Raw genomic sequence first — 13717 nt, 5'->3', positions numbered from 1 at the left:
TATGCTGCATACCTTACCTCATTGCGCCTCGGGCGTTGATTTTCCCGCTTTGCTGCGCCTGCTAAAAGAGGGCGATGCGCTTTTGCTGCTCCAGGATGGCGTTACCGTCGCGATTGAAGGTAACCGCTTCCTTGAAAGTCTGCGTGATGCCCCCATAACGGTCTATGCCTTGAAAGAAGACATTGACGCCCGCGGCCTGGGTGGTCAAATTTCAGACAGTGTCGTCAGGGTTGACTATACTGAGTTTGTCAGACTCACGGTTAAGTATGCCAACCAGATGGCCTGGTGATGGCGGGATCGTTGTATATTTCTTGACACCTTTTCGACACCGCCCTAAAATTCGGCGTCCTCATATTGTGTGAGGGCGTTTTATTACGTGTTTACGAAGCAAAAGCTAAAACCAGGAGCTATTTAATGGCAACAGTTAACCAGCTGGTACGCAAACCACGTGCTCGCAAAGTTGCGAAAAGCAACGTGCCTGCGCTGGAAGCATGCCCGCAAAAACGTGGCGTATGTACTCGTGTATATACTACCACTCCTAAAAAACCGAACTCCGCACTGCGTAAAGTTTGCCGTGTTCGTCTGACTAACGGTTTTGAAGTGACTTCCTACATTGGTGGTGAAGGTCACAACCTGCAGGAGCACTCCGTGATCCTGATCCGTGGCGGTCGTGTTAAAGACCTCCCGGGTGTTCGTTACCACACCGTTCGTGGCGCGCTTGACTGTTCCGGCGTTAAAGACCGTAAGCAAGCTCGTTCTAAGTACGGCGTGAAGCGTCCTAAGGCTTAATGGTTCTCCGTTAAGTAAGGCCAAACGTTTTAAATTAATGTCAAACTAAACTCGTAGAGTTTTGGACAATCCTGAATTAACAACGGAGTATTTCCATGCCACGTCGTCGCGTCATTGGTCAGCGTAAAATTCTGCCGGATCCGAAGTTCGGATCAGAACTGCTGGCTAAATTTGTCAATATCCTGATGGTAGATGGTAAAAAATCTACTGCAGAATCAATCGTATACAGCGCGCTGGAGACCCTGGCTCAGCGTTCTGGTAAATCTGAACTGGAAGCTTTCGAAGTCGCTCTCGAAAACGTTCGCCCGACTGTAGAAGTTAAATCCCGCCGTGTAGGTGGTTCTACTTATCAGGTACCAGTTGAAGTCCGTCCGGTCCGTCGTAATGCTCTGGCAATGCGTTGGATCGTAGAAGCTGCTCGTAAACGCGGTGATAAATCCATGGCTCTGCGCCTGGCGAACGAACTTTCTGATGCTGCAGACAACAAAGGTACTGCAGTTAAGAAACGTGAAGACGTTCACCGTATGGCAGAAGCCAACAAGGCGTTCGCACACTACCGTTGGTAATCCCTTCGGAGTCATAGTCACCAGGCGGGCGCTTCAGGTAAGTCGCCCGTTTTGGATAACTTAACTGAACGCCTAAAGATATCAACGAGGAATCAAATGGCTCGTACAACACCCATCGCACGCTACCGTAATATCGGTATCAGTGCGCACATCGACGCCGGTAAAACCACTACTACCGAACGTATTCTGTTCTACACCGGTGTAAACCACAAAATCGGTGAAGTTCATGACGGCGCAGCTACCATGGACTGGATGGAGCAGGAGCAAGAGCGTGGTATTACTATCACCTCCGCAGCGACTACTGCATTCTGGTCTGGTATGGCTAAGCAGTATGAACCGCATCGCATCAACATCATCGACACCCCGGGGCACGTTGACTTCACTATCGAAGTAGAACGTTCCATGCGTGTTCTCGATGGTGCGGTAATGGTTTACTGCGCAGTTGGTGGTGTTCAGCCGCAGTCTGAAACCGTATGGCGTCAGGCAAACAAATACAAAGTTCCGCGTATTGCGTTCGTTAACAAAATGGACCGCATGGGCGCGAACTTCCTGAAAGTTGTTGGTCAGATCAAAACCCGTCTGGGCGCGAACCCGGTTCCGCTGCAGCTGGCAATTGGTGCTGAAGAAGGTTTCACCGGCGTTGTTGACCTGGTGAAAATGAAAGCCATCAACTGGAACGATGCCGACCAGGGCGTTACCTTCGAATACGAAGATATCCCGGCTGACATGCAGGACCTGGCTAACGAATGGCACCAGAACCTGATCGAGTCCGCCGCAGAAGCTTCTGAAGAGCTGATGGAAAAATACCTGGGTGGTGAAGAACTGACTGAAGAAGAGATCAAACAAGCTCTGCGTCAGCGCGTTCTGAACAACGAAATCATCCTGGTAACCTGTGGTTCTGCATTTAAGAACAAAGGTGTTCAGGCGATGCTGGATGCGGTAATTGATTACCTGCCATCCCCGGTAGACGTACCTGCGATCAACGGTATTCTGGACGACGGTAAAGATACTCCGGCTGAGCGTCATGCAAGCGACGACGAGCCGTTCTCTGCGCTGGCGTTCAAAATCGCTACCGACCCGTTTGTGGGTAACCTGACCTTCTTCCGTGTGTACTCCGGTGTGGTTAACTCTGGTGATACCGTACTGAACTCCGTGAAAACTGCACGTGAGCGTTTCGGTCGTATCGTTCAGATGCACGCCAACAAACGTGAAGAGATCAAAGAAGTTCGCGCGGGCGACATCGCGGCTGCTATCGGCCTGAAAGACGTGACTACCGGTGACACCCTGTGTGATCCGGAAAACCCGATCATTCTGGAACGTATGGAATTCCCTGAGCCGGTAATCTCCATCGCGGTAGAACCGAAAACCAAAGCTGACCAGGAAAAAATGGGTCTGGCTCTGGGCCGTCTGGCGAAAGAAGACCCGTCATTCCGCGTATGGACTGATGAAGAATCTAACCAGACCATCATCGCTGGTATGGGTGAACTTCACCTGGATATCATCGTTGACCGTATGAAGCGTGAATTCAACGTTGAAGCTAACGTGGGTAAACCTCAGGTTGCTTACCGCGAAGCGATTCGCGCGAAAGTTACCGACATCGAAGGTAAACACGCGAAACAGTCTGGTGGTCGCGGTCAGTATGGTCATGTTGTTATCGACATGTACCCGCTGGAGCCGGGCTCTAACCCGAAAGGTTACGAGTTCATCAACGACATCAAAGGTGGTGTAATTCCTGGCGAATACATCCCGGCCGTTGATAAAGGCATCCAGGAGCAGCTGAAGTCTGGCCCGCTGGCGGGTTATCCGGTAGTTGATCTCGGCGTGCGTCTGCACTTCGGTTCTTACCATGACGTTGACTCCTCTGAGCTGGCGTTTAAACTGGCTGCGTCTATCGCCTTTAAAGAAGGCTTTAAGAAAGCAAAACCAGTTCTGCTTGAGCCGATCATGAAGGTTGAAGTAGAAACACCTGAAGAGAATACCGGTGACGTTATCGGCGACCTTAGCCGCCGTCGTGGTATGCTCAAAGGTCAGGAATCTGAAGTTACAGGCGTTAAGATCCACGCTGAAGTACCGCTGTCTGAAATGTTCGGATATGCAACTCAGCTGCGTTCTCTGACCAAAGGTCGCGCATCGTACACTATGGAATTCCTGAAGTATGATGATGCGCCGAACAACGTTGCTCAGGCCGTAATCGAAGCCCGTGGTAAATAAGCCGCAGGGTTAAAAACCAAAATCCCGTGCTCTCTCCTGAAGGGGAGAGCGCTATAGTAAGGAATATAGCCGTGTCTAAAGAAAAATTTGAACGTACAAAACCGCACGTTAACGTCGGCACCATCGGCCACGTTGACCACGGTAAAACTACCCTGACCGCTGCAATCACCACCGTACTGGCTAAAACCTACGGCGGTGCTGCTCGTGCATTCGACCAGATCGATAACGCTCCGGAAGAAAAAGCGCGTGGTATCACCATCAACACTTCTCACGTTGAATACGATACCCCGACCCGCCACTACGCACACGTAGACTGCCCGGGGCACGCCGACTATGTTAAAAACATGATCACCGGTGCTGCTCAGATGGACGGCGCGATCCTGGTTGTTGCTGCGACTGACGGCCCGATGCCGCAGACCCGTGAGCACATCCTGCTGGGTCGTCAGGTAGGCGTTCCGTACATCATCGTGTTCCTGAACAAATGCGACATGGTTGATGACGAAGAGCTGCTGGAACTGGTTGAAATGGAAGTTCGTGAACTTCTGTCTCAGTACGACTTCCCGGGCGACGACACTCCGATCGTTCGTGGTTCTGCTCTGAAAGCGCTGGAAGGCGACGCAGAGTGGGAAGCGAAAATTATCGAACTGGCTGGCTTCCTGGATTCTTACATTCCGGAACCAGAGCGTGCGATTGACAAGCCGTTCCTGCTGCCGATCGAAGACGTATTCTCCATCTCCGGTCGTGGTACCGTTGTTACTGGTCGTGTAGAACGCGGTATCATCAAAGTGGGCGAAGAAGTTGAAATCGTTGGTATCAAAGAGACTCAGAAGTCTACCTGTACTGGCGTTGAAATGTTCCGCAAACTGCTGGACGAAGGCCGTGCCGGTGAGAACGTAGGTGTTCTGCTGCGTGGTATCAAACGTGAAGAAATCGAACGTGGTCAGGTACTGGCTAAGCCGGGCACCATCAAGCCGCACACCAAGTTCGAATCTGAAGTGTACATTCTGTCCAAAGATGAAGGCGGCCGTCATACTCCGTTCTTCAAAGGCTACCGTCCGCAGTTCTACTTCCGTACTACTGACGTGACTGGTACCATTGAACTGCCGGAAGGCGTAGAGATGGTAATGCCGGGCGACAACATCAAAATGGTTGTTACCCTGATCCACCCGATCGCAATGGACGACGGTCTGCGTTTCGCAATCCGTGAAGGCGGTCGTACCGTTGGCGCGGGCGTTGTTGCTAAAGTTCTGGGCTAATTACTCGTTAATTAGTTTTGAATTGAAGAGGGCGCTTCGGCGCCCTTTTTGTTGCCTGCTATTTAGCCGCTGTTATATTTATTCACCCTTTTTAACGCTTCTCCCATGGCGTAAATCGCTTTGTGCTATTGTAATCATAACCATTCTCATTTACACTTTGTGCGGAAATTGAACGGGAGCGATCATGTACGTTTGTTTGTGTAATGGTATAAGCGATAAAAAAATCCGCCAGGCTGTACGACAATTTCATCCACAGTCATTTCAACAGTTGCGTAAATTTATTCCTGTGGGAAATCAATGTGGTAAGTGTATTCGCGCCGCGCGAGAAGTGATGCAGGATGAGTTAACGCAAATGCCGGAATTTAAAGAGATCGCCTGAGTCACACTCTTTTTTTTGACATCCCTGTAGCCCCATCTACGCTCTAGAGAGTGGAAGCGGAGGGACTATAAAATGAAAGGTGATGTTAAAATCATAAATTATCTCAATAAACTATTGGGAAATGAGCTTGTCGCAATTAATCAGTATTTTCTTCATGCCCGTATGTTCAAAAACTGGGGGCTGACCCGGCTTAATGATGTTGAGTACCATGAATCCATTGATGAGATGAAACACGCCGATAAGTATATTGAGCGTATTTTATTTCTGGAAGGCATACCGAACCTACAGGATCTGGGCAAGCTGGGCATCGGTGAAGATGTTGAAGAGATGCTACGATCGGATCTCCGGCTCGAACTGGAAGGCGCAAAAGATCTACGTGAGGCAATAGCCTATGCCGATAGCGTTCATGATTATGTCAGCCGGGATATGATGATTGAAATTCTTGCCGACGAGGAAGGCCACATCGACTGGCTGGAAACTGAGCTGGATTTGATTGCCAAACTTGGTATGCAAAATTATCTGCAATCACAAATTAAGGTTACCGATTAACCGTCTGGAAAGAAAGCTTTCCAACCTGTTATGAAACCCGCCACCGCCAGCCATGGCCCAAAAGGTAGCGGGTTTATTAATGCCGATTTACCTCTCACCAGTAGCACGACGCCAAACCCGCCACAGGCCAACATGGCGGCAAGGAAAACCAGTAACGGCAGTGTTTCCCAACAATGCCACGCTCCTAAGGCTGCAAGGTACTTGACGTCGCCATATCCAAGCCCCTCTTTCTGATAACGCAGGCGATAGCCCCAGTAAATTAACGCGAATCCGCCATAGCCGGCGATAGCACCCCAAAGCGCATCCGGTAAACGCTCCGGCAGGCAAATCTGGTGATAAAGCAGACCACCCCACAGTAATGGACAGGTAAACCGGTCAGGCAACAGACCGGTACGCGCGTCGTATATGCCAAGTAATAAAGAGAACGACGCATAAAAAATGAGAAAGGGGAGGGCAACAAACATAAGCAAATCCTCGTCAAGGCTTGTGCTCACCTTTATAGATTTATGCGACAGCGACAACGACGTATTGCCAGGTTTGCCTGATGCCTTCCAAAGAAAAGATGCGCGTTGCCATCCCATGCGTACCATCTGGAATCATGCTCGCATAAGAATAAAGCGCTTAATTTCTATCCGACACTTGCGTCAGGCTGAGATTTACGTATAATGCGCGGGCTTGTCGTAATTGACGGCAGGTTCGATTTGAACCTCGAATAGCCGATTTGGCTATTTAACAATGCTCCCAATCGGGGAGCTACGTAAGAACGGTTACACTCTCCCATCAATCGTAATGGGTGTGAGGAGTAATCATTTTCGTTTATAAAATAATTGGAGCTCTGGTCTCATGCAGAACCAAAGAATCCGTATCCGCCTGAAAGCGTTTGATCATCGTCTGATCGATCAATCAACCGCGGAAATCGTCGAGACTGCCAAGCGCACTGGTGCGCAGGTTCGCGGTCCGATCCCGCTGCCGACCCGCAAAGAGCGCTTTACCGTTCTGATCTCTCCGCACGTTAACAAAGATGCGCGCGATCAGTACGAAATTCGCACTCACAAGCGTCTGGTTGACATCGTTGAGCCAACCGAGAAAACCGTTGATGCTCTGATGCGTCTGGACCTGGCTGCCGGTGTAGACGTGCAGATCAGCCTGGGTTAATCAGGTCATCGAGCGATTGAGAGGTTGATACAATGATTGGTTTAGTCGGTAAAAAAGTGGGTATGACCCGCATCTTCACTGAAGATGGCGTCTCTATCCCAGTAACCGTAATCGAAGTTGAAGCAAACCGTGTTACTCAGGTTAAAGACCTGGCTAACGATGGCTACCGCGCTGTTCAGGTTACTACGGGTGCTAAAAAAGCTAACCGTGTCACCAAGCCGGAAGCGGGTCACTTTGCTAAAGCTGGCGTAGAAGCTGGCCGTGGTCTGTGGGAATTCCGTCTGGCTGAAGGCGAAGAATACACCGTAGGTCAGAGCATCAGCGTTGAACTGTTTGCTGACGTTAAAAAAGTTGACGTAACCGGTACCTCTAAAGGTAAAGGTTTCGCTGGTACCGTTAAGCGCTGGAACTTCCGTACCCAGGACGCTACTCACGGTAACTCCTTGTCTCACCGCGTTCCGGGTTCTATCGGTCAGAACCAGACTCCGGGCAAAGTGTTCAAAGGCAAGAAAATGGCAGGTCAGATGGGTAATGAGCGCGTAACCGTTCAGAGCCTTGACGTAGTACGCGTTGACGCTGAGCGCAACCTGCTGCTGGTTAAGGGTGGTGTTCCGGGTGCAACCGGTTGCGACCTGATCGTTAAACCAGCTGTGAAGGCGTAAGGGGATAGCAATGGAATTAGTATTGAAAGACGCGCAGAGCGCGCTGACTGTTTCCGAAACTACCTTCGGTCGTGATTTCAACGAAGCGCTGGTTCACCAGGTTGTTGTTGCTTATGCAGCTGGTGCTCGTCAGGGTACTCGTGCTCAGAAGACTCGTGCTGAAGTAACTGGTTCCGGTAAAAAACCGTGGCGCCAGAAAGGCACTGGCCGTGCGCGTTCAGGTTCTATCAAGAGCCCGATCTGGCGTTCCGGTGGCGTGACCTTCGCTGCTCGTCCGCAGGACCACAGTCAAAAAGTTAACAAGAAGATGTACCGCGGCGCGCTGAAAAGCATCCTGTCCGAACTGGTACGTCAGGATCGTCTGATCGTTGTCGAGAAGTTCTCTGTAGAAGCGCCGAAAACTAAGCTGCTGGCACAGAAACTGAAAGACATGGCTCTGGAAGATGTGCTGATCATCACCGGTGAGCTGGACGAAAACCTGTTCCTGGCCGCACGTAACCTGCACAAGGTTGACGTACGCGATGCGACTGGTATCGACCCGGTTAGCCTGATCGCCTTCGACAAAGTCGTAATGACTGCTGATGCTGTTAAGCAAGTTGAGGAGATGCTGGCATGATTCGTGAAGAACGTCTGCTGAAGGTGCTGCGCGCACCGCACGTTTCTGAAAAAGCGTCTACTGCGATGGAAAAAACTAACACCATCGTTCTCAAAGTTGCTAAAGACGCGACCAAAGCAGAAATCAAAGCTGCTGTGCAGAAACTGTTTGAAGTCGAAGTCGAAGTCGTTAACACCCTGGTTGTTAAAGGGAAAGTTAAACGTCACGGACAGCGTATCGGTCGTCGTAGCGACTGGAAAAAAGCTTACGTCACCCTGAAAGAAGGCCAGAATCTGGACTTCGTCGGCGGCGCTGAGTAAGTCGGAGGAGTAATACAATGGCAGTTGTTAAATGTAAACCGACATCTCCGGGTCGTCGCCACGTCGTTAAAGTGGTCAACCCAGAGCTGCACAAGGGCAAACCTTTTGCTCCGCTGGTTGAAAAAAACAGCAAATCCGGTGGTCGTAACAACAATGGCCGTATCACCACTCGTCATATCGGTGGTGGTCACAAACAGGCTTATCGTATTGTTGACTTCAAACGCAACAAAGACGGTATCCCGGCAGTTGTTGAACGTCTTGAGTACGATCCGAACCGTTCCGCGAACATCGCGCTGGTTCTGTACAAAGACGGCGAACGCCGTTACATCCTGGCCCCGAAAGGCCTGAAAGCTGGCGACCAGATTCAGTCTGGCGTTGATGCTGCAATCAAAGCAGGCAACACCCTGCCGATGCGCAATATCCCGGTTGGTTCTACCGTTCATAACGTAGAAATGAAACCAGGTAAAGGCGGTCAGCTGGCGCGTTCCGCTGGTACTTACGTTCAGATCGTTGCTCGCGATGGCGCTTATGTCACCCTGCGTCTGCGTCCTGGTGAAATGCGTAAAGTCGAAGCAGACTGCCGTGCAACCCTGGGCGAAGTTGGCAATGCTGAGCATATGCTGCGCGTTCTGGGTAAAGCAGGTGCTGCACGCTGGCGTGGCGTTCGTCCTACCGTTCGCGGTACTGCGATGAACCCAGTAGACCACCCACATGGTGGTGGTGAAGGTCGTAACTTTGGTAAGCACCCGGTAACTCCGTGGGGCGTTCAGACCAAAGGTAAGAAGACCCGCAGCAACAAGCGTACTGATAAATTCATCGTACGTCGCCGTAGCAAATAATTTTAGAGGATAAGCCATGCCACGTTCTCTCAAGAAAGGTCCTTTTATTGACCTGCACTTGCTGAAGAAGGTAGAGAAAGCGGTGGAAAGCGGAGACAAGAAGCCCCTGCGCACTTGGTCCCGTCGTTCAACGATCTTTCCTAACATGATCGGTTTGACCATCGCTGTCCATAATGGTCGTCAGCACGTTCCGGTATTTGTTTCCGACGAAATGGTCGGTCACAAACTGGGTGAATTCGCACCGACTCGTACTTATCGCGGCCACGCTGCTGATAAAAAAGCGAAGAAGAAATAAGGTAGGAGGAAGAGATGGAAACTATCGCTAAACATCGCCATGCTCGTTCTTCTGCTCAGAAGGTTCGCCTTGTTGCTGACCTGATTCGCGGTAAGAAAGTGTCGCAGGCTCTGGATATTCTGACCTACACCAACAAGAAAGCGGCTGTACTGGTCAAGAAAGTTCTGGAATCTGCCATTGCTAACGCTGAACACAACGATGGCGCTGACATTGACGATCTGAAAGTTACGAAAATTTTCGTAGACGAAGGCCCGAGCATGAAGCGCATTATGCCGCGTGCAAAAGGTCGTGCAGATCGCATCCTGAAGCGCACCAGCCACATCACTGTGGTTGTGTCCGATCGCTGAGACTCTGGAGACTAGCAATGGGTCAGAAAGTACATCCTAATGGTATTCGCCTGGGTATTGTAAAACCATGGAACTCTACCTGGTTTGCGAACACCAAAGAATTCGCTGACAACCTGGACAGCGATTTTAAAGTACGTCAGTACCTGACGAAGGAACTGGCTAAAGCGTCTGTATCTCGTATCGTTATCGAGCGTCCGGCTAAGAGCATCCGTGTGACTATTCACACCGCTCGCCCGGGTATCGTTATCGGTAAAAAAGGTGAAGACGTAGAAAAACTGCGTAAGGTCGTAGCGGATATCGCTGGCGTTCCTGCACAGATCAACATCGCCGAAGTTCGTAAACCTGAACTGGACGCTAAACTGGTTGCTGACAGCATCACTTCTCAGCTGGAACGTCGCGTTATGTTCCGTCGTGCGATGAAGCGTGCTGTACAGAACGCCATGCGTCTGGGCGCTAAAGGTATCAAAGTTGAAGTTAGCGGCCGTCTGGGCGGCGCGGAAATCGCACGTACCGAATGGTACCGCGAAGGTCGCGTACCGCTGCACACTCTGCGTGCTGACATCGACTACAACACCTCTGAAGCGCACACCACTTATGGTGTAATCGGCGTTAAAGTGTGGATCTTCAAAGGCGAGATCCTGGGTGGTATGGCTGCTGTTGAACAACCGGAAAAACCGGCTGCTCAACCGAAAAAGCAGCAGCGTAAAGGCCGTAAATAAGGAGCGTCGCTGATGTTACAACCAAAGCGTACAAAATTCCGTAAAATGCACAAAGGCCGCAACCGTGGTCTGGCTGCAGGCGCGGATGTTAGCTTCGGCAGCTTCGGCCTGAAAGCTGTTGGCCGTGGTCGTCTGACTGCCCGTCAGATCGAAGCAGCACGTCGTGCTATGACCCGTGCAGTTAAGCGTCAAGGTAAGATCTGGATCCGTGTATTCCCGGACAAACCGATCACTGAAAAGCCGCTGGCAGTGCGTATGGGTAAAGGTAAAGGTAACGTGGAGTATTGGGTTGCCTTGATTCAGCCGGGTAAAGTCCTGTATGAAATGGACGGCGTACCGGAAGAGCTGGCCCGTGAAGCATTCAAGCTGGCAGCAGCGAAACTGCCGATTAAAACCACCTTTGTAACTAAGACGGTGATGTAATGAAAGCAAAAGAGCTGCGTGAGAAGAGCGTTGAAGAGCTGAACACCGAGCTACTGAACCTGCTGCGTGAGCAGTTCAACCTGCGTATGCAGGCTGCAAGTGGCCAGCTGCAACAGTCTCACCTGTTGAAGCAAGTGCGTCGTGATGTCGCACGCGTTAAGACTTTACTGACTGAGAAGGCGGGTGCGTAATGACCGATAAAATCCGTACTCTGCAAGGTCGCGTGGTTAGCGACAAAATGGAGAAATCCATTGTTGTTGCTATCGAACGTTTTGTGAAACACCCGATCTACGGTAAATTCATCAAGCGTACGACCAAAATGCACGTACATGACGAGAACAACGAATGCGGTATCGGCGACGTGGTTGAAATCCGCGAATGCCGTCCGCTGTCCAAGACCAAATCCTGGACTCTGGTTCGCGTTGTAGAGAAAGCGGTTCTGTAATACAGTACGCATTCTCAACGAATAAACGGCTCAGCGATGGGCCGTTTATTTTTTCTACCCATATCTGATTTGCGGTGTTATAATGCCGCGCCCTCGATATGGGGTTTTTTTAACGACCTGATTTTCGGGTCTCAGTAGTAGTTGACATTAGCGGAGCACTAAAATGATCCAAGAACAGACTATGCTGAACGTCGCCGACAACTCCGGTGCACGTCGCGTAATGTGTATCAAGGTTCTGGGTGGCTCGCACCGTCGCTACGCAGGCGTAGGCGACATCATTAAGATCACCATCAAAGAAGCGATTCCGCGTGGTAAGGTCAAAAAAGGTGATGTGCTGAAGGCGGTAGTGGTGCGCACCAAGAAGGGTGTTCGTCGCCCGGACGGTTCTGTCATTCGCTTCGATGGTAATGCATGCGTTATTTTAAACAATAACAGCGAGCAGCCTATCGGTACGCGTATTTTTGGGCCGGTAACTCGTGAACTTCGTAACGAGAAGTTCATGAAAATTATCTCTCTGGCACCAGAAGTACTCTAAGGAGCGAATCATGGCAGCGAAAATCCGTCGTGATGACGAAGTTATCGTGTTAACCGGTAAAGATAAAGGTAAACGCGGTAAAGTTAAGAATGTCCTGTCTTCCGGCAAGGTCATTGTTGAAGGTATCAACCTGGTTAAGAAACACCAGAAGCCGGTTCCGGCTCTGAACCAACCGGGCGGCATCGTTGAAAAAGAAGCTGCAATTCAGGTTTCTAACGTTGCAATCTTCAATGCGGCAACCGGCAAGGCTGACCGTGTAGGCTTTAGATTCGAAGACGGCAAAAAAGTCCGTTTCTTCAAGTCTAACAGCGAAACTATCAAGTAATTTGGAGTAGTACGATGGCGAAACTGCATGATTACTACAAAGACGAAGTAGTTAACAAACTCATGACTGAGTTTAACTACAATTCTGTCATGCAAGTCCCTCGGGTCGAGAAGATCACCCTGAACATGGGTGTTGGTGAAGCGATCGCTGACAAGAAACTGCTGGATAACGCAGCAGCAGACCTGACAGCAATCTCCGGTCAAAAACCGTTGATCACCAAAGCACGCAAATCTGTTGCAGGCTTCAAAATCCGTCAGGGCTATCCGATCGGCTGTAAAGTAACTCTGCGTGGCGAACGCATGTGGGAGTTCTTTGAGCGCCTGATCACTATTGCTGTTCCTCGTATCCGTGACTTCCGTGGCTTGTCCGCTAAGTCATTCGACGGTCGTGGTAACTACAGCATGGGTGTCCGTGAGCAGATCATCTTCCCAGAAATCGACTACGATAAAGTCGACCGCGTTCGTGGTTTGGATATTACCATTACCACTACTGCGAAATCTGACGAAGAAGGCCGTGCTCTGCTGGCTGCCTTTGACTTCCCGTTCCGCAAGTAAGGTAGGGTTACTAAATGGCTAAGCAATCAATGAAAGCACGCGAAGTAAAACGCGTAGCTTTAGCTGATAAATACTTCGCGAAACGCGCTGAACTGAAAGCGATCATCTCTGATGTGAACGCAACCGACGAAGATCGTTGGAATGCGGTTCTTAAGCTGCAGACTCTGCCGCGTGATTCCAGCCCGTCACGTCAGCGTAACCGCTGCCGTCAAACTGGTCGTCCGCACGCTTTCCTGCGGAAGTTCGGGTTGAGCCGTATTAAGGTCCGTGAAGCCGCTATGCGCGGTGAAATTCCGGGTCTGAAAAAGGCTAGCTGGTAATTGTCACCAATTGAATCACGGGAGTAAAGACAGATGAGCATGCAAGATCCGATCGCGGATATGCTGACCCGTATCCGTAACGGTCAGGCCGCGAACAAAGCTGCGGTCACCATGCCTTCCTCCAAGCTGAAAGTGGCAATTGCCAACGTGCTGAAGGAAGAAGGTTTTATTGAAGATTTTAAAGTTGAAGGCGACACCAAGCCGGAACTGGAACTGACTCTTAAGTATTTCCAGGGTAAAGCTGTTGTAGAAAGCATTCAGCGTGTCAGCCGCCCAGGTCTGCGCATCTACAAACGTAAAGATGAGCTGCCGAAAGTTATGGCCGGTCTGGGTATCGCAGTTGTTTCTACCTCTAAAGGTGTTATGACTGATCGTGCAGCGCGCCAGGCTGGTCTTGGTGGCGAAATTATCTGCTACGTAGCCTAATCGGAGG

The 13717-nt window shown here is 50.5% G+C and carries 24 protein-coding genes; 23 read left to right on the top strand and 1 reads right to left on the bottom strand.

What is annotated here, in order from left to right:
• Nucleotide 1: 1 nt before the first annotated feature.
• The 7 genes from tusB to bfr all read left to right on the top strand — a co-directional run bounded on the left by tusB (nt 2) and on the right by bfr (nt 5750).
• Nucleotides 2–289 carry a sulfurtransferase complex subunit TusB gene (tusB, locus tag ACLJRH_RS07105; RefSeq protein WP_000903398.1) on the top strand — a complete coding sequence of 96 codons (288 nt, stop codon included), beginning with the start codon at nt 2–4 and terminating at the stop codon, nt 287–289.
• Between the two features lie 125 nt (nt 290–414).
• On the top strand, nt 415–789 hold the full coding sequence (gene rpsL, locus ACLJRH_RS07100) for a 30S ribosomal protein S12 (RefSeq protein ID WP_000246815.1): 375 nt from the start codon (nt 415–417) through the stop codon (nt 787–789).
• 95 nt (nt 790–884) lie between these two features.
• Nucleotides 885–1355, top strand: a complete 471-nt coding sequence (gene rpsG / locus ACLJRH_RS07095) for a 30S ribosomal protein S7 (protein WP_001138042.1) — start codon at nt 885–887, stop codon at nt 1353–1355.
• 96 nt (nt 1356–1451) lie between these two features.
• Nucleotides 1452–3566, top strand: a complete 2115-nt coding sequence (fusA, locus tag ACLJRH_RS07090) for an elongation factor G (RefSeq protein ID WP_000124693.1) — start codon at nt 1452–1454, stop codon at nt 3564–3566.
• A gap of 71 nt (nt 3567–3637) precedes the next feature.
• On the top strand, nt 3638–4822 hold the full coding sequence (gene tuf / locus ACLJRH_RS07085) for an elongation factor Tu (protein ID WP_000031748.1): 1185 nt from the start codon (nt 3638–3640) through the stop codon (nt 4820–4822).
• Between the two features lie 184 nt (nt 4823–5006).
• Nucleotides 5007–5201, top strand: a complete 195-nt coding sequence (bfd, locus tag ACLJRH_RS07080) for a bacterioferritin-associated ferredoxin (protein WP_000289082.1) — start codon at nt 5007–5009, stop codon at nt 5199–5201.
• A 72-nt stretch (nt 5202–5273) separates the two neighbouring features.
• Complete coding sequence (gene bfr / locus ACLJRH_RS07075; RefSeq protein WP_000675530.1) at nt 5274–5750, top strand: bacterioferritin; 477 nt, start codon at nt 5274–5276, stop codon at nt 5748–5750.
• On the opposite strand, the gene hopD is transcribed toward bfr, so the two are convergent.
• Entirely contained in the window at nt 5747–6214 is a 468-nt protein-coding gene (gene hopD, locus ACLJRH_RS07070) for a prepilin peptidase (RefSeq protein ID WP_023136404.1), read from the bottom strand. The genes bfr and hopD overlap by 4 nt on opposite strands.
• A 379-nt stretch (nt 6215–6593) precedes the next feature.
• Between hopD and rpsJ the strand changes: the two genes are divergently transcribed.
• From rpsJ to rpsH, 16 genes are all read left to right on the top strand, one after another.
• A complete protein-coding gene (gene rpsJ / locus ACLJRH_RS07065; protein WP_001181005.1) occupies nt 6594–6905 on the top strand; it encodes a 30S ribosomal protein S10 in 312 nt (103 codons plus the stop codon).
• A gap of 32 nt (nt 6906–6937) precedes the next feature.
• On the top strand, nt 6938–7567 hold the full coding sequence (rplC, locus tag ACLJRH_RS07060; protein ID WP_000579838.1) for a 50S ribosomal protein L3: 630 nt from the start codon (nt 6938–6940) through the stop codon (nt 7565–7567).
• A 10-nt stretch (nt 7568–7577) separates the two neighbouring features.
• Complete coding sequence (rplD, locus tag ACLJRH_RS07055; RefSeq protein WP_000424395.1) at nt 7578–8183, top strand: 50S ribosomal protein L4; 606 nt, start codon at nt 7578–7580, stop codon at nt 8181–8183.
• On the top strand, nt 8180–8482 hold the full coding sequence (rplW, locus tag ACLJRH_RS07050) for a 50S ribosomal protein L23 (RefSeq protein ID WP_000617546.1): 303 nt from the start codon (nt 8180–8182) through the stop codon (nt 8480–8482). The genes rplD and rplW overlap by 4 nt, the downstream gene beginning before the upstream one ends.
• Nucleotides 8483–8499: 17 nt before the next feature.
• Complete coding sequence (gene rplB, locus ACLJRH_RS07045) at nt 8500–9321, top strand: 50S ribosomal protein L2 (RefSeq protein WP_410958008.1); 822 nt, start codon at nt 8500–8502, stop codon at nt 9319–9321.
• Between the two features lie 16 nt (nt 9322–9337).
• Nucleotides 9338–9616 (top strand): 30S ribosomal protein S19, encoded by a 279-nt coding sequence (rpsS, locus tag ACLJRH_RS07040; RefSeq protein WP_001138115.1) that lies wholly within the window; start codon nt 9338–9340, stop codon nt 9614–9616.
• A gap of 14 nt (nt 9617–9630) precedes the next feature.
• Entirely contained in the window at nt 9631–9963 is a 333-nt protein-coding gene (gene rplV / locus ACLJRH_RS07035; RefSeq protein ID WP_000447529.1) for a 50S ribosomal protein L22, read from the top strand.
• A 17-nt stretch (nt 9964–9980) separates the two neighbouring features.
• Nucleotides 9981–10682: a 30S ribosomal protein S3 gene (gene rpsC / locus ACLJRH_RS07030; protein WP_000529945.1), complete on the top strand. Its 702-nt coding sequence runs from the start codon at nt 9981–9983 to the stop codon at nt 10680–10682.
• Between the two features lie 12 nt (nt 10683–10694).
• Nucleotides 10695–11105 (top strand): 50S ribosomal protein L16, encoded by a 411-nt coding sequence (rplP, locus tag ACLJRH_RS07025; RefSeq protein WP_000941208.1) that lies wholly within the window; start codon nt 10695–10697, stop codon nt 11103–11105.
• Complete coding sequence (rpmC, locus tag ACLJRH_RS07020; protein WP_000644742.1) at nt 11105–11296, top strand: 50S ribosomal protein L29; 192 nt, start codon at nt 11105–11107, stop codon at nt 11294–11296. The genes rplP and rpmC overlap by 1 nt, the downstream gene beginning before the upstream one ends.
• Nucleotides 11296–11550, top strand: a complete 255-nt coding sequence (gene rpsQ / locus ACLJRH_RS07015) for a 30S ribosomal protein S17 (RefSeq protein ID WP_000130101.1) — start codon at nt 11296–11298, stop codon at nt 11548–11550. Before rpmC ends, rpsQ begins: the two co-directional genes overlap by 1 nt.
• A 163-nt stretch (nt 11551–11713) precedes the next feature.
• Nucleotides 11714–12085 (top strand): 50S ribosomal protein L14, encoded by a 372-nt coding sequence (gene rplN, locus ACLJRH_RS07010; protein WP_000613954.1) that lies wholly within the window; start codon nt 11714–11716, stop codon nt 12083–12085.
• A 10-nt stretch (nt 12086–12095) separates the two neighbouring features.
• A complete protein-coding gene (gene rplX / locus ACLJRH_RS07005) occupies nt 12096–12410 on the top strand; it encodes a 50S ribosomal protein L24 (protein WP_000729185.1) in 315 nt (104 codons plus the stop codon).
• A 14-nt stretch (nt 12411–12424) separates the two neighbouring features.
• Entirely contained in the window at nt 12425–12964 is a 540-nt protein-coding gene (gene rplE / locus ACLJRH_RS07000; protein WP_001096206.1) for a 50S ribosomal protein L5, read from the top strand.
• Between the two features lie 14 nt (nt 12965–12978).
• Nucleotides 12979–13284, top strand: coding sequence for a 30S ribosomal protein S14 (gene rpsN / locus ACLJRH_RS06995; RefSeq protein ID WP_001118932.1), 306 nt, complete (start codon nt 12979–12981; stop codon nt 13282–13284).
• Nucleotides 13285–13317: 33 nt separating this feature from the next.
• Nucleotides 13318–13710 (top strand): 30S ribosomal protein S8, encoded by a 393-nt coding sequence (rpsH, locus tag ACLJRH_RS06990; protein WP_000062611.1) that lies wholly within the window; start codon nt 13318–13320, stop codon nt 13708–13710.
• Nucleotides 13711–13717 lie beyond the last annotated feature (7 nt).

The sequence above is a fragment of the Salmonella sp. SAL04162 genome (genome assembly GCF_046551535.1).
In the GTDB taxonomy this organism is placed as follows: domain Bacteria; phylum Pseudomonadota; class Gammaproteobacteria; order Enterobacterales; family Enterobacteriaceae; genus Salmonella; species Salmonella enterica.
The sequence above is the reverse complement of the archived record's forward strand: the minus strand, read 5'-3'. Positions and strand labels throughout refer to the sequence as shown.

Excerpts from the sequence above, each read along its gene's own strand:
- tusB (WP_000903398.1), top strand. The coding sequence starts at position 2 with ATGCTGCATACCTTACCTCATTGCGCCTCGGGCGTTGATTTTCCCGCT.
- rpsL (WP_000246815.1), top strand. The coding sequence starts at position 415 with ATGGCAACAGTTAACCAGCTGGTACGCAAACCACGTGCTCGCAAAGTT.
- rpsG (WP_001138042.1), top strand. The coding sequence starts at position 885 with ATGCCACGTCGTCGCGTCATTGGTCAGCGTAAAATTCTGCCGGATCCG.
- fusA (WP_000124693.1), top strand. The coding sequence starts at position 1,452 with ATGGCTCGTACAACACCCATCGCACGCTACCGTAATATCGGTATCAGT.
- bfd (WP_000289082.1), top strand. The coding sequence starts at position 5,007 with ATGTACGTTTGTTTGTGTAATGGTATAAGCGATAAAAAAATCCGCCAG.
- bfr (WP_000675530.1), top strand. The coding sequence starts at position 5,274 with ATGAAAGGTGATGTTAAAATCATAAATTATCTCAATAAACTATTGGGA.
- hopD (WP_023136404.1), bottom strand. The coding sequence starts at position 6,214 with ATGTTTGTTGCCCTCCCCTTTCTCATTTTTTATGCGTCGTTCTCTTTA.
- rpsJ (WP_001181005.1), top strand. The coding sequence starts at position 6,594 with ATGCAGAACCAAAGAATCCGTATCCGCCTGAAAGCGTTTGATCATCGT.
- rplC (WP_000579838.1), top strand. The coding sequence starts at position 6,938 with ATGATTGGTTTAGTCGGTAAAAAAGTGGGTATGACCCGCATCTTCACT.
- rplD (WP_000424395.1), top strand. The coding sequence starts at position 7,578 with ATGGAATTAGTATTGAAAGACGCGCAGAGCGCGCTGACTGTTTCCGAA.
- rplW (WP_000617546.1), top strand. The coding sequence starts at position 8,180 with ATGATTCGTGAAGAACGTCTGCTGAAGGTGCTGCGCGCACCGCACGTT.
- rplB (WP_410958008.1), top strand. The coding sequence starts at position 8,500 with ATGGCAGTTGTTAAATGTAAACCGACATCTCCGGGTCGTCGCCACGTC.
- rpsS (WP_001138115.1), top strand. The coding sequence starts at position 9,338 with ATGCCACGTTCTCTCAAGAAAGGTCCTTTTATTGACCTGCACTTGCTG.
- rplV (WP_000447529.1), top strand. The coding sequence starts at position 9,631 with ATGGAAACTATCGCTAAACATCGCCATGCTCGTTCTTCTGCTCAGAAG.
- rpsC (WP_000529945.1), top strand. The coding sequence starts at position 9,981 with ATGGGTCAGAAAGTACATCCTAATGGTATTCGCCTGGGTATTGTAAAA.
- rplP (WP_000941208.1), top strand. The coding sequence starts at position 10,695 with ATGTTACAACCAAAGCGTACAAAATTCCGTAAAATGCACAAAGGCCGC.
- rpmC (WP_000644742.1), top strand. The coding sequence starts at position 11,105 with ATGAAAGCAAAAGAGCTGCGTGAGAAGAGCGTTGAAGAGCTGAACACC.
- rpsQ (WP_000130101.1), top strand. The coding sequence starts at position 11,296 with ATGACCGATAAAATCCGTACTCTGCAAGGTCGCGTGGTTAGCGACAAA.
- rplN (WP_000613954.1), top strand. The coding sequence starts at position 11,714 with ATGATCCAAGAACAGACTATGCTGAACGTCGCCGACAACTCCGGTGCA.
- rplX (WP_000729185.1), top strand. The coding sequence starts at position 12,096 with ATGGCAGCGAAAATCCGTCGTGATGACGAAGTTATCGTGTTAACCGGT.
- rplE (WP_001096206.1), top strand. The coding sequence starts at position 12,425 with ATGGCGAAACTGCATGATTACTACAAAGACGAAGTAGTTAACAAACTC.
- rpsN (WP_001118932.1), top strand. The coding sequence starts at position 12,979 with ATGGCTAAGCAATCAATGAAAGCACGCGAAGTAAAACGCGTAGCTTTA.
- rpsH (WP_000062611.1), top strand. The coding sequence starts at position 13,318 with ATGAGCATGCAAGATCCGATCGCGGATATGCTGACCCGTATCCGTAAC.